The organism is Klebsiella sp. 10, assembly GCF_018223925.1.
Classification (GTDB): Bacteria; Pseudomonadota; Gammaproteobacteria; order Enterobacterales; family Enterobacteriaceae; genus Klebsiella; species Klebsiella pneumoniae.
The window spans coordinates 311,760-324,887 of the sequence record NZ_JAGRRB010000001.1 but is presented as its reverse complement, the minus strand read 5'-3'; the positions used below and the strand labels follow the sequence as shown (position 1 = coordinate 324,887).

General features: G+C 47.6%; 12 protein-coding genes. 4 read left to right on the top strand and 8 right to left on the bottom strand.

What is annotated here, in order from left to right; genetic code table 11:
• Together KHQ26_RS01615 and KHQ26_RS25935 are read left to right on the top strand one after the other, a co-directional pair.
• Positions 1 to 771 carry a (S)-acetoin forming diacetyl reductase gene (locus tag KHQ26_RS01615; RefSeq protein ID WP_004151179.1) on the top strand — a complete coding sequence of 257 codons (771 nt, stop codon included), beginning with the start codon at positions 1 to 3 and terminating at the stop codon, positions 769 to 771.
• 394 nt (positions 772 to 1,165) lie between these two features.
• Positions 1,166 to 1,807 (top strand): hypothetical protein, encoded by a 642-nt coding sequence (locus tag KHQ26_RS25935; protein ID WP_029497077.1) that lies wholly within the window; start codon positions 1,166 to 1,168, stop codon positions 1,805 to 1,807.
• Between the two features lie 128 nt (positions 1,808 to 1,935).
• Here the strand turns inward: KHQ26_RS25935 and KHQ26_RS01610 are convergent, their stop codons facing one another.
• From KHQ26_RS01610 to KHQ26_RS01595, 4 genes are all read right to left on the bottom strand, one after another.
• Positions 1,936 to 2,472, bottom strand: coding sequence for a GNAT family N-acetyltransferase (locus KHQ26_RS01610; RefSeq protein ID WP_004189572.1), 537 nt, complete (start codon positions 2,470 to 2,472; stop codon positions 1,936 to 1,938).
• 75 nt (positions 2,473 to 2,547) lie between these two features.
• Positions 2,548 to 5,664: a multidrug efflux RND transporter permease subunit KexD gene (gene kexD, locus KHQ26_RS01605; RefSeq protein ID WP_029497076.1), complete on the bottom strand. Its 3,117-nt coding sequence runs from the start codon at positions 5,662 to 5,664 to the stop codon at positions 2,548 to 2,550.
• Positions 5,665 to 5,701: 37 nt separating this feature from the next.
• Positions 5,702 to 6,586 carry an ABC transporter six-transmembrane domain-containing protein gene (locus KHQ26_RS01600; RefSeq protein WP_004151176.1) on the bottom strand — a complete coding sequence of 295 codons (885 nt, stop codon included), beginning with the start codon at positions 6,584 to 6,586 and terminating at the stop codon, positions 5,702 to 5,704.
• 229 nt (positions 6,587 to 6,815) lie between these two features.
• Positions 6,816 to 7,205, bottom strand: coding sequence for a transporter (locus tag KHQ26_RS01595; protein WP_004219658.1), 390 nt, complete (start codon positions 7,203 to 7,205; stop codon positions 6,816 to 6,818).
• Between the two features lie 282 nt (positions 7,206 to 7,487).
• On the opposite strand from KHQ26_RS01595, the gene KHQ26_RS01590 reads away from it, so the two are divergent.
• Complete coding sequence (locus KHQ26_RS01590; protein WP_004151175.1) at positions 7,488 to 8,192, top strand: response regulator; 705 nt, start codon at positions 7,488 to 7,490, stop codon at positions 8,190 to 8,192.
• The gene (gene ccrB, locus KHQ26_RS01585; RefSeq protein WP_004184324.1) at positions 8,189 to 9,250 is read left to right on the top strand and encodes a HAMP domain-containing histidine kinase CrrB; all 1,062 of its coding nucleotides are present in this window, start codon (positions 8,189 to 8,191) and stop codon (positions 9,248 to 9,250) included. The genes KHQ26_RS01590 and ccrB overlap by 4 nt, the downstream gene beginning before the upstream one ends.
• Here the strand turns inward: ccrB and KHQ26_RS01580 are convergent.
• From KHQ26_RS01580 to KHQ26_RS01565, 4 genes are all read right to left on the bottom strand, one after another.
• Positions 9,247 to 10,182: an ATP-grasp fold amidoligase family protein gene (locus KHQ26_RS01580; RefSeq protein WP_004148636.1), complete on the bottom strand. Its 936-nt coding sequence runs from the start codon at positions 10,180 to 10,182 to the stop codon at positions 9,247 to 9,249. The two genes, ccrB and KHQ26_RS01580, sit on opposite strands and share 4 nt — an antisense overlap.
• 236 nt (positions 10,183 to 10,418) lie before the next feature.
• The gene (locus KHQ26_RS01575; RefSeq protein WP_020804272.1) at positions 10,419 to 11,456 is read right to left on the bottom strand and encodes a S66 family peptidase; all 1,038 of its coding nucleotides are present in this window, start codon (positions 11,454 to 11,456) and stop codon (positions 10,419 to 10,421) included.
• Between the two features lie 385 nt (positions 11,457 to 11,841).
• Entirely contained in the window at positions 11,842 to 12,684 is an 843-nt protein-coding gene (ccmI, locus tag KHQ26_RS01570) for a c-type cytochrome biogenesis protein CcmI (protein WP_020804511.1), read from the bottom strand.
• Positions 12,681 to 13,127: a cytochrome c-type biogenesis protein gene (locus KHQ26_RS01565; protein ID WP_074183001.1), complete on the bottom strand. Its 447-nt coding sequence runs from the start codon at positions 13,125 to 13,127 to the stop codon at positions 12,681 to 12,683. The genes ccmI and KHQ26_RS01565 overlap by 4 nt, the downstream gene beginning before the upstream one ends.
• Position 13,128: the final 1 nt, after the last annotated feature.

Here is a 13,128-nt window from a genome sequence, read left to right as displayed (position 1 = left end):
ATGAAAAAAGTCGCACTTGTTACCGGCGCCGGCCAGGGGATTGGTAAAGCTATCGCCCTTCGTCTGGTGAAGGATGGATTTGCCGTGGCCATTGCCGATTATAACGACGCCACCGCCAAAGCGGTCGCCTCCGAAATCAACCAGGCCGGCGGCCGCGCCATGGCGGTGAAAGTGGATGTTTCTGACCGCGACCAGGTATTTGCCGCCGTCGAACAGGCGCGCAAAACGCTGGGCGGCTTCGACGTCATCGTCAACAACGCCGGCGTGGCGCCATCCACGCCGATCGAGTCCATTACCCCGGAGATTGTCGACAAAGTCTACAATATCAACGTCAAAGGGGTGATCTGGGGCATCCAGGCGGCGGTCGAGGCCTTTAAGAAAGAGGGTCACGGCGGGAAAATCATCAACGCCTGTTCCCAGGCCGGCCACGTCGGCAACCCGGAGCTGGCGGTATATAGCTCGAGTAAATTCGCCGTACGCGGCTTAACCCAGACCGCCGCTCGCGACCTCGCGCCGCTGGGCATCACGGTCAACGGCTACTGCCCGGGGATTGTCAAAACGCCGATGTGGGCCGAAATTGACCGCCAGGTGTCCGAAGCCGCCGGTAAACCGCTGGGCTACGGTACCGCCGAGTTCGCCAAACGCATCACCCTCGGCCGCCTGTCCGAGCCGGAAGATGTCGCCGCCTGCGTCTCCTATCTTGCCAGCCCGGATTCTGATTATATGACCGGTCAGTCATTGCTGATCGACGGCGGGATGGTCTTTAACTAATAAAAAAAGCTCTGACATGGCTTGCCCCTGCTTTCGCGCAGGGGCTTTTTTTGGTTTGGGTGTAAGTGTAAGCATCCCGGAGAAACGAAGCATCGATATTTGAGGGCTTCTGGCGTTCTCACTTACGCTTCGACACGACGTGGGCAATCTGACTGGGATGAAGGTCTGATTTGAGCGAGGAGCGGAAGTTCGGGAACGGGATAGCTCCATTGATGACTTTATGCTACGTGTTAAACCACAGGTAATGGAGTTGCTGCCGGAGAAAGTAGTATTCTTTAGACTGAGATCTTTTGAAAGGAACTGTAGTTGCTATAAAATTGAGGAACCAAATTTTTTAGCTTTTAAAAAATAAAATATTATCTCTTTTAGAAATTAGATAAGCAGGAGAAAAGCTATGATATCGATAATAAAGGACCTATTTAGTAACCAAGTGGGTTCCGCAGTCATTCTTACTATCATTGGAGCGATTACAAAAAAGTATATTCAGTTTCATCGCAGAGACTTTTTTTCACGCTCATCCTCCGAGCAGATAAAAGCAGTCGAATGGCTTAGAACCTCTTCTGTACCCATCTCCGATCCGTTAGCAAAGGCGGAACAGCAGTTCCGCCTACAGTCGTTCGGACTGCATAGAGATTGGCTTTTATCTTATAAAATCATATGCTTGAGTTCAGATTATGCACAGTCATTGATTCCGTCCTTGAAGGCAGTCTTGCGTTATCAGGGCATGTACACAATTACTAACGGGAATATATACCCTCATAAATTCCATAAGTGGATAATACCTTTTGTGTTAATATCGTTGCTATTATATATCGGTGCTGAGATATACAGAGGTTCTTCACAGAGTGATGGTATAGAGATTTTGAAATCTCTATACGTCGTTATTGTGGCTTTTATAGTATGGTGTTGGGTCGCTGCTTGTGCTCTGAGAGTATCAAGCATCAGTAAAAAGCTCAATGCCTATATCCCACCCGCAAACGATTTTAAATCCAAGACATACGATTTCAGTTCAATACTCAATAATAGATATCCCTAGCCTGGCTGATCTGCTTCCCGTAAATACTGATACCTGGCAGTAAGCGAGATCCGCTTCTGGCACGGCGCGAACTGTTAACTGAGCCAAAGGTCCGCCATGAGCGAGGAGCGGACATTTTTCTTCGTCCTCTACTTCGTCCATTCTTTATGCAGTAACGCATAGATGTATGTGTCGTCATACCTTGCCTTACCCTCCTCGTTTTCAAAGGAGACAAATTCTTTAAAACATCCTTCACGTCGCATAAGTAGTCGCTCGCATAGTTTTTGAGAGGAGTAATTATAATCTTCCACCCAGGCATACAAACGTCTGGCGCCTTTTACTTTAAATAAATAATCAAACAGTGCAGCAACTGACTCGCTTGCATATCCCTGATGTTCAAAACGTTGATTAAAATGCCAGCCTACTGACCAGGTATTGTTGTCTGGTTCGTTGCTATTGTCCGCAAAAAGATGTCCGATTAACGTATCGGTTTCTTTTAGACAAACGGCAAACTGTGTTGGGTCAGAGGCTCGTTTAGCCACGTCGACCTCTGCCTCAGCGAGTGAATGTAACTTTTCATCCTTAAAGCAAGGAGTACGTGGTGAAGAGAGGTAATCGAAAAGAGCTGCCGCATCCTCTTCCTTAAAATGGCGAATGATTAATCTTTGAGTGGTAATGATGGTCATAATGTCCTTGATAATGTAATGCCAGCCAGTTCAGCAAGAAGTCTGCTTTAAACTGGCCGGTACACAGGGCAGAGATTAGCCGTTCCGGCTATTCCCCAGTCTGTATTTTCGCATGCCTGTAAATCGTGTGATCGTCACGAAAAATACCGGAACAAAGAAAATGGCCAGTAGCGTTCCGCTAATCATCCCGCCGAATACACCGGTACCAATCGCATGCTGCGTGCTGTCGCTGGCTCCACTGGCAAGCATCAGCGGAACAACACCTAATGTGAAAGCCAGAGAAGTCATCAGAATTGGCCGTAAGCGTAGCTTTGCAGCCGTCAATGTCGCGTCAATAAGGCTCTTTCCTTCTTTCATCAATTGTCTCGCGAACTCGATAATCAGAATCGCATTCTTGGCGGAAAGTCCAATCAGGGTTATCAGACCCACTTTGAAAAAGACGTCATTCGTCATATTTGTAACGGATACGGCCAGCACAGCGCCGAGCAGCCCCAGAGGAACAACGAGCATGACCGCGAAGGGAATGGACCAGCTTTCGTAAAGAGCAGCCAGCACCATGAATACCACCAGTACCGAGAGCACAATAAGACCCGGAAGCTGTGATGCAGACTCTTTTTCCTGTAACGAACTTCCCGCCCACTCCCCGGCGAACCCCGGTGGTAAGTGCTTAGCCAGATTGTCCATTGCCGCCATTGCGGTACCTGACGATTTTCCCTGTGCGGAACTCCCGGTTATGCGTATGGCAGGATATCCCTGATAGCGTATCAGTTGCTGCGGTGCAACATTCCACGAAAGCGTCACAAAAGTGGATAATGGAAGCATCTGCCCCAGACGGTTTTTAACAGACAAAGCCAAAAGTTGTTCAGGCTGCATCCGGTATGGCGCATCCGCCTGGACGATAACCTGCTGAACCCGACCATTATTGGTATAGTCATTAACATAATTGGAACCTGCTGCAACGGAAATGGTTTGATTTATTTCATCAAACGAAACCCCCATGGCTTCCGCTTTTTCCCTGTCGACATGCAGGGAAAGGCTTGTTCCCTCACCAAGTCCATCAATATAGACATCGGCAAGGTGAGGATTATGATTTGCCTGTACAATAAGCTCATTGGCCGCCTTTTTGAGTGCCTGATAGCCTTTCCCCCCTCTGTCCTGTAAATAATAAGTGAACCCGGATGAGGTTCCCATATCAGAAATAGCCGGAGGCAGCAGACTCATTGTTACGGCGTCCGGCACGTTTGCCATTTGGGACCGAATATGGTCAGCTTCTTCCTGTGCCGTGGTTCCTTTGCGTTGTCTCCAGTCCTTGAGGGTGGTGAATGCCATGGCCGAATTTTGGCCTGACCCTGAAAAACCAAATCCCAGAATCATAATGTTACTTTCTACCGCCTGCCGATGGGCGATCTCCTCTTCAAATGTATCGACGACCTTAAGCGTCCGCTGCATCGTGGCATCAGAAGGAAGCTGGATTGAGGACATAAAATAACCCTGATCTTCATCGGGTAAAAATGATGATGGTAAGGTGGACAGCCCGGCAAACAATGCCAAACATAATGCAGCGTAGATCATCATCATACGGCCAGTACGCTTCAGTACAAATCCCAGACCAGTGGCGTAAAACGAAGTCAGGCGATGAAAGTGAGCGTTAAACCACGCTGAAAATACGCTGCTTTTACCCTGATGAATACCATGTGGTTTGAGCAGGGTTGCACAAAGCGCAGGCGTTAACGTCAGCGCCAGGAATGCCGACAGTAAAATGGATATCGCCATCGAAATGCTGAACTGTCGATAAATAATACCCACAGAACCGCTGGCAAAGGCCATTGGTATAAACACCGCAGTGAGCACCAGCGTAATACCAATGATTGCCGGCGTAATTTCACGCATCGCTTCTCGCGTTGCATCCTGTGGAGACATTTTTTTGTCTTCCATCAGTCGTTCGACGTTCTCCACCACAACAATAGCATCGTCAACAATAATCCCGATGGCCAGTATCATTCCAAACATGGTTAAAATATTGATGGAATAACCGCTTAATAGCATTACGGTAAATGTGCCGAGCAGCGCCACGGGTGCCACAATCGCAGGAATAAGCGTACAGCGTATCTTGTGAAGGAAAAGCAGCATCACGAAAAAGACCAGAACCATGGCTTCAACAAATGTCTCAACTACCTTCAATATCGATAGCTTTACAAATGGAGCCGTATCGAAAGGCACGGTGAATGTCATTCCCTCGGGAAGCACACCGGACAGTTCTGTTAACCGCGCGCGGATACCCGACGCAGTACTAATCGCATTTGCGCCAGGAGACAACTGAATGGCGGCAGCCGTTGCAGGCACGCCATTTTCACGGATGCCAAATGCGTAACTTTGCAACCCGGATTCCACGCGGGCAACGTCTGCCAGTGTCACCCGGGCGGCTGAGACCTGTGATTTAATCGTGATATTGCGAAATTCTTCAACCGAAGAGAGCTGCCCTTTTACCGTTATTGGATAGGTCACCTCTTGACTGCTCGTCGCGGGTTCATCTCCGGTTCTGCCCGGTGAAACAATCACGTTTTGTTGACTGATGGCGCTTAATACATCCGTAACAGAGAGCCCATAGCTGTGTAATTTCATCGGGTCCAGCCATATGCGGAGTGCCTTTTCTCCGCCAAAAAGCTGGACTTTACCTACACCAGGTACGCGACGGAGTTCATCAGTAACATTCCTTGCAAAATAATCGCTTAAGTCAGCTTCCTGATAGGCTCCGCTTGGCGATTTTAACCCCACCATCATTAAAAAACCGGAATTAGCTGCCTCAACATTTATCCCATTCTGTCTTACCGACTGCGGCAGGCGAGATTCCACAATTTTAATTTGGTTTTGCAGATCCATCTGGGCGAGTTTGATGTCGGTGCCGGGTTTGAAAGTTACCGTAATTGACGCCATCCCTGTCGTGTCACTGGAAGATTCAAAATAGAGTAAATTGTCAACACTCGAAATTTCACGCTCGATCAGAGACACGACGGATGTGTTCATCACTTCCGGGCTAGCTCCAGGGTAACTCACTGAAATGATAATACCGGGTGGCGCAACTTCAGGGTATTGCGCAACCGGTAAACGAGGTATGGACAACAGTCCCGTCAGAACAATAAACAGGGCAATAACCCATGCGAAGATGGGGCGCTCAATGAAAAAGTGCGGCATCAGGTGTACTTCCAGTCAACATACAAAGGGTAAAAGTTCAGCATGGTTTTCCTGATAAAGAGGTCTCATCGTCAGTCGAAACCCGTTTACCGATATCCCTGAGCTGGGAAAATTTCTCAAGAAGTTGTGGTGCGTCATCAAGGCTTGTTGCAAACATCCACATATAGGTCATGACGGAATAAATATGTCCGGCATTAATTCCGGATTCCATGCTCATCCTGATAATGGTCATGGAAAAGAGAGCAGAAACCAGAAGGCCTATTGATAAATATCCCCATGCCTCTCTGTCGGATAACACCACGCGCAGACGAGCAAGTGTGTCATAATGTCGCTTAAGAGCACCAAAAGACGCCTTATTAACATAATCGACCTCTTTCTCAAGGCGATTATTCAGCCGTCTGTAGAATGTCTCATTTTTGCTGGCATAGCTTGAGACAAAACACATCAGTATTGCCACGATGATCAAACAGGCTATACCTGTCCAGAATTCAATCCATAACAGCATAATTGCTGCGCCGAAAAGGGAAATGATCGAGGTGATCAATACGGGCAGGTGCAACTCGAAGAAATCTACAAATTCACGTGATAGAGTGACTCTCGCAGCAATAGTCGAGTGATTAAGTGAATATTTTCGCTGGGATAATACTACAGTCACAGCAAGACTTGCGTAGATACGTGCAAACGTTCGCGTATCGACACTACGTCTGGCGGCTCCCATGCACCACATGAACAGAACCATCAGGCCATAAAGAGCCGCATGTGACGTCTGTCCGCCCAGGATGGCATTTATCGCCATGCCCGCCAGAACGGGGTAGAGCAGGAATGCAACGTTTTCAGCAATAACCAGCATGAAAGTAATGCACAATTTCTTTCTGTGCCGCCAGGCAAGTCTCTTAAGTGAAATAGCAACCCCGGGGGCCATAGGTTTGTCGTTGCCTTTATAAATCATGATAAATTATATTAAACATCTGTGTGTAAAGGGTTCTGCAGTTGGTTTATTATGTCAGCTAAGTGAAACGAGACAGCAGAACAGAGCAGTCATAAATCCATGTGCTAAGTGTAACGTGATGATGTCAATCGTGAATGGATGTTTTATGGAGGATATGTGTACTCACTCCTGAGGTTATGTATCATATTGACATTGCATAATATCAAACCATTCTTATACATAAACATAAAGGTAGTCCGCAAAAGAAAACCATTAAAAAAAATTCATAATAAAAAACAAAATCATAGATATCTGGAAAAGTATTCAAAAGCAGATGTAATACAATGATGGTGTGTATAAACACTAAAACCAGACCGAATGTTATTGCAATGAAGTTTTTAAAAACTCCAGGTTTTTTCTGAATAATAAATGATAATGCTGTAATGATTATCAAAACACGAATCAGTAAAGATGAGGGTAATGTTGATTCTACTTTTTCATTAATTGAATGCACAAGGTAAAGCCAAGTAGATAGCAACCCATATGAAACGATGCAAAATAAAAGTGAGGCCATCAAATTCTCGCGCCGGAAAAAACATTTAGTCAGCACCATAAAACTCCTTAGACAAAGTACATATTGCATGCACCACTTAACCTGGTTGTAGATTATCACTTAGCGATGTTGATTAATTATTTATAAAATGTGTAGTGAATATGGAGAGTGAGTCTGGTAAAATTTTAAGAAAATTTCTTGATGAACTTTTCCAAAAAGTACCTGTCAAAAGACATCAAATTGAAAATTAATGTTTGTAATTGAGTTAAAGAGCTTTAAGCATGACGATAAAAGTGCTTTCAGGGTAAAATGCATGTTGTCATCAGCACTGTGGAAGAAAATATGAACAACAACAATCTGATTATCGTCGCAGAAGACGATGATGACATCGCTGCCATACTGACAGGCTATTTACGTAAGGCAGGTATGAAAACCTTAAGAGCCGAAGACGGTGAGCAGGCAATCAATCTTACCCGTCTGAACAAGCCTGATCTCCTGCTATTGGACATCCACCTGCCCGTGTACGATGGCTGGAATGTTCTCACCACGTTAAGAAAGGAAACGAATGTACCGGTCATCATGGTGACAGCACTGGATCAAGACGTTGATAAACTGATGGGGCTACGGCTCGGGGCTGACGACTATGTGATAAAACCCTTCAATCCATCTGAGGTTATTGCCCGGGTTGAAGCTGTGCTTCGCAGAACCAGACCGGTTGCAGAGTCTACACATTCACGGCCTTTAAGAACGCCTTTTTTAACGATTTATCCTGATGAGTTTTACGTTGAAATCACTGCACAAGGTGAGGTTTCCACGCCAGTATTAACCACCACTGAGTTTAAGCTTTTAACCTATTTGGCGAGAAACCCGAGAAAAGTCTGTTCACGTGAAGAGTTACTCGATGCGTGTTTACCTGAGGGAGACTCGCTGGATCGTACTGTAGACAGTCATATGAGTAAACTTCGGAAAAAGCTTGAACATGCCGGATTGAAGGGCATTCCGGAAAGCATCCGAGGATTAGGCTACCGGTTGGGTGACAAAAAATGAACAAAGAAACGATTCTGAGCCGTCAGATTTTGACATATATGTTGTTGTTAACGTTTGTTATTATTGCCATTGCAATACTCGGTTCCTACTTATTTTATAGTTTCCTGATTTATTACCTGCCGGGTGGAATGAACGAAGGTAGTGAAGATGCTATGACATTCCTTGACTGGATGTGGATTCTGATGGCGTCCATTACCAGTCTGGTCGTTGCACTTTTCTTTACCGTAAAGCTGTCTGCAAGAATATTCAACCCACTGAATGACGTTGCATACAGCCTGAAACAAATCTCTCAGGGAAACCTTAGTGCCAGAGCATTTAACAGCAGTTCTAAGTTGGGAGAGATGAATAGGCTCGTCAATGACTTTAATGAGATGGCTGAAAAGTTACAGACGCTGGATGCGCAGCGAAATTTATGGAATGCTGCAATTGCTCATGAACTCCGGACGCCGGTGACTATCTTACGTGGGAGGCTTCAGGGACTGGTTGACGGTGTTTTCGAACCAGAACCGTCGTTATTCAGAAACCTTCTTAAACAAACTGAAGGTCTGACCAACTTAATTGAAGATCTCCGCGTCGTGAGTTCTTCAGGAGGCGCAGGGTACTCCTTGATGCTGAGTGAAGTCGATCTCAAGGCCACGATTTCAAATGCGCTTGATACCTTTTGGCCGGACTTTGATAAAAAGCATTTCAAAATTGTCACTGAGATTAACCAGCAGTATTGCGTTTGCGATCCCTTACGCATTATTCAGTGCCTCACCGTTCTTTTTGACAATGCCTTAAAATACTCCACATCACAAACGCTGTTAATAAAGAATGGTATTACAGGAAACGATAATTTTATTATCGTTCAGGACCAAGGACCTGGAATTCCTGAAGAACTCCAGAAGTCCTTATTCCAGCCTTTTCAGCGAGGAGAATACGCCAAAAATATTAATCCAGAGGGCTGTGGTTTAGGGTTGTCGGTAGTTAAAGCCATTATGTGCGCCCACGGTGGAGACGTTAGCTATAGTTTAACACCAGAAAATGGCTCACTTTTCAAACTCTCATGGCCTGTTTAAGGGCATGAATACACAGGCTCGATCGAACCTGTTTTAGCAAGAGACAGATCCCACATACTGCCGAGTTTTGCGTCCCAAATTGATGGGGTGATTTTAAGTTTGCCTCTTTTGGGGCTTAATGTTATTTCGCTGAAATAGATATCATCTCCTTTTAGCATAAGATCGACGCGGCAGTAGTCTATTTCTTTTGCTAAGTCCTGGGCGGCAATAACGGATTTATGAAATGATTCTGGTTCATCAACCGGCAATGGCGTGTTTGGGTATTCCATCTGAAAGGGTTGTAAATTCCACGCTCTGTCATAAACGTTAATGAATTCGTTTCCATCGCTGTCAGTAAAGTCGGCCTCGATAAAACATGCCACACCGTGAAAGCAATGTATTCTTATCATTTCCGGAGTTATATTCCGGTGTTTACTGGAAAATAGATCCAGATACATTTCGCATAGGATCACGGGTGGTATGTTTTTATACTGCCATTCTCGGGTCGTATAATACATGTTCTTTTTAAGAGATAGTTTTAATTTGCTTTTAACCTTAGCGGGATCAATATTCGTTTTATCCGTGCATATGACCGCGCTACCACTATCATGATTGCATTTCAAAACAAATTTTGAGGGAAGTTTGTCGAAATCAATATCATCAACTCTATTATAAACACCTACTAAAGGAATAAGCTTAATTAAATTAGTCCGTTTCTCAACATACTGCCTGACCAGAAGTTTATCAGCAAGCAATGTATAAAATGGGTTGTGGATAAATAAAATGCGATGGCAAATTTTCTCATTAAGCGTTACAGGGTTGAGTAAATCCGGATATGTGCCAGATATTTCTCTTAACCTGTCTGCATGAAATGAAATGTCATTAGTCAAAATTGTTCTGCATTTTCTTAACAAATATTCAATGTATTTGATTTGATAGTTTATTTTGTTCATAACGCCTCCGGTTCAGAAAGGAAATTCTGACAGAGGTTTGTTGATTTATTTTTTGCAAATTATGGAGAGTATATGGACCGACTTGCTTCTTTATTAACAGAAATTAATCCGGACCATTGTCCGCGCCTTGCACGAATCGGAAAAGTTAACTGCACTGAAGATCCGCTCTGAACGAAGAGCGGATCTTCAGTGCAAAAGAACAGCAAGGCCCGCCTTTATTATTAATAATGCCTTATCTACAACTGCTGAGTTACCCAGCTACCATTTTCAGCGAAAAATACCGTCGCATCGGCTCCATTGACCAGGGATATTTGAGGAGGTATGTGGCCAATATCAACATCATACAGTACGGGCACGGCAATATTATCAAAAGCAGCTTTAAGGGCATCCAGATAATTATGTTTAGTCGGGTCGCTTACGTCGGGTGCAGCACTTCTGCCGATAAGAACACCATTTAAGTTATCAAACCAACCCTGTAATCGTAAGCTAAATAATGCGCGTGTTAATTCACAGGGAGCCATTTCCACATTTTCAAAATAGAGGATTATTCCTTGAGGGCTATTGCTCGCCTTGAACAAGGGCACATTCCCGAATGGTGTACCTGCTAACCTGGATATTATTTCGAGGCAGCCGCCGATCAGTTTCCCGCTAAATGTCAGAGAAGATGTAACACCATCAAGGCGTTTCCACTGTGTTTTTTGGGTCAGATTGAAACCTCCGTCTGACGCTGTTCCCCATTGATTTTCATCCGCTTGAAATGCTGTTGAAGAGTACTGTTTGATTACAGTTCCCCGATTCGATTCCAGAATTTCCCATACGGCCTGAGTGGTGGCATCTAACTTTTGAGCGCCAAGATCCATGAGGTTCGGCCCATGCAAAGTAGCCCAGCCCGATATCGTCGTCAGTGGGAAATGAAGTGTACTAAGATCTGAAAAGCCCACAAACCATTTTGGTTTAGACCGGGACAACAGATCAAAATCAATCAAATCAAGTAATTCCATCGCCAGATCACCGCCCCAAGGTGGCATAACAGCTTTTATATCTGGGTCAGTAAGATAAGACATTAATTCTTCAACGCGAGAAAATTTAGTTGCGCTTTTATTTTTGTGCTGCGAGCGTAAGCAGCGTCCTTCGCGGACCTGGTAACCTCTTTTCTTTAGGTTTTTTATGGCGAGTTCCAGTCTGGGATGCAGATGTTCAGGTACGCCAGAAGAGGGAGCGGTTACACCAATAACATCTCCTGGAGCAAGCCTGGGTGGAAAGAGGACACTCATGGATAAATCCTTTTCAGAACATATAGAATTCCATAGCACCACGAAGCGGGAGCACAGAGTACGCTGAAGTCACGCGTGAGAAACGCTTTCCCGGGCTGAGAACCAGGAAAACCGATAACCGTATCCGGCAAGAAATCAGGCTCCGAGCCCAACATGTTGCCGGGTGGCGCTTCGCTTACCCGGCCTACAAAGGCTACCCGCGATTTGGCGCTCTATTCGCGCCCTTCGTAGGCCCGCGCAAGCGTAGCGCCGCCGGGCAAGGACAGCGGGCACGGAGCCGATTTGTGCCGGGTGCCGGGTGGCGGCTGCGCCTTACCCGGCCTACAAAACCAGGGCTGACCGTACCGCCCTCGCGGCAGACCCCACGTTCAGCGCCGCCGGGCAGTTATTGTGCCTGCTGCTGCGCTTGCGCCAGCTGGCGGACGATCGCCTCGCGCCGCGCATCCCCTTTCGGTAGCCGGGCCAGTAACGCCTGCAGGGCCGCCACGGCCTCGGGGTAATCTTCATTACGCACCGCGCTCAGGGCCAGCATCTCCAGCACCGGCAGGCTGTTCGGCTGCCGCTGATGCAGGTCGCGCAGCAGCAGCTCGCCCATCCGAACCTGGCCGCTATCTCCCGCCCGTACCAGCGCGCTGGCGTAATCGAAAGCCGCCGCCGGGTCGTCCCCCGACAGAGCATGCGCCCGGCCAAAGGCGCCGATCGCCGTCTCGCCATCGTTTAACAACAGGCCCAGCCGCCCAAGCAGCTGCCAGCCGGCGAGGTCGTTCGGAGTATCCTGCAGGTGGCTGCGCAGGCCAAGCCGCAGCTCCGCCAGCTCATCCATTCGCAGCGGCGCCGCCGTCGGGTCCTTAACCTGCTGCAACAGCGCAGGAAAATGTCGTTCAGCCTGCTGCCAGAGCAGCACCTGACCAATATCGCTGGTTTTCAGATACAGGCCCAGACTCAGGACCACCAGCAGCAGCGCGCCCGGAAGCAGCGCCCAGCAGCTTAGCGGCCGTTCGCCAGGCTGTGCCTGGGGCGGAATATCCGTCAGCAGCGTGCGCTGCAGTTCGACGACCAGCGCCGGGTTGTCCTCGCCGCGCTCCTGCGCCAGCTCCTGCAGGCGCGACTGGTACAGGGCGCGGTTGAGGGCATCGCGGTCTACCGCCCCTTTGCCCGACCACGGGAAGTACAGCAGCCCCAGCGCGCCAGCCAGCAACAGCCCGGCGATAACTACCAACAGGCTCATCGTTCTTTTCCTTCTTGCAATAATGCCGCCAGCCGCTGGCGCTCTTCGGCGCTGAGCGCCGCGTCAGGAATGTCGCGACGGCGCGCGCGGGCGATGATCACTCCCGCGCCCGCCAGCACGAACAGCCCCGGCCCCAGCCACAGCAGCACCGTGCCCGCGGTCAGCGGCGGCTCGTAGCTGACAAAATGACCGTAGCGGGCCACCATATAGTCAACGATCTGCCCTTTCGTTTTCCCCTGCTGCATCAGCTCGTACACCTTCTGCCGCATATCAGCGGCAATCATCGCGTTTGAGTCGGCGATGCTGTTGTTCTGGCATTTAGGGCAGCGCAGTTGGGAGGTGATCTCGCGGAAGGCCTGCTCCTGGGCCTCATCCTTAAACTGCCAGGTATCGATGGCGGCCCACGCCTGGCCGGTCAGCATCAGCGCCAGCAGGATGATTATT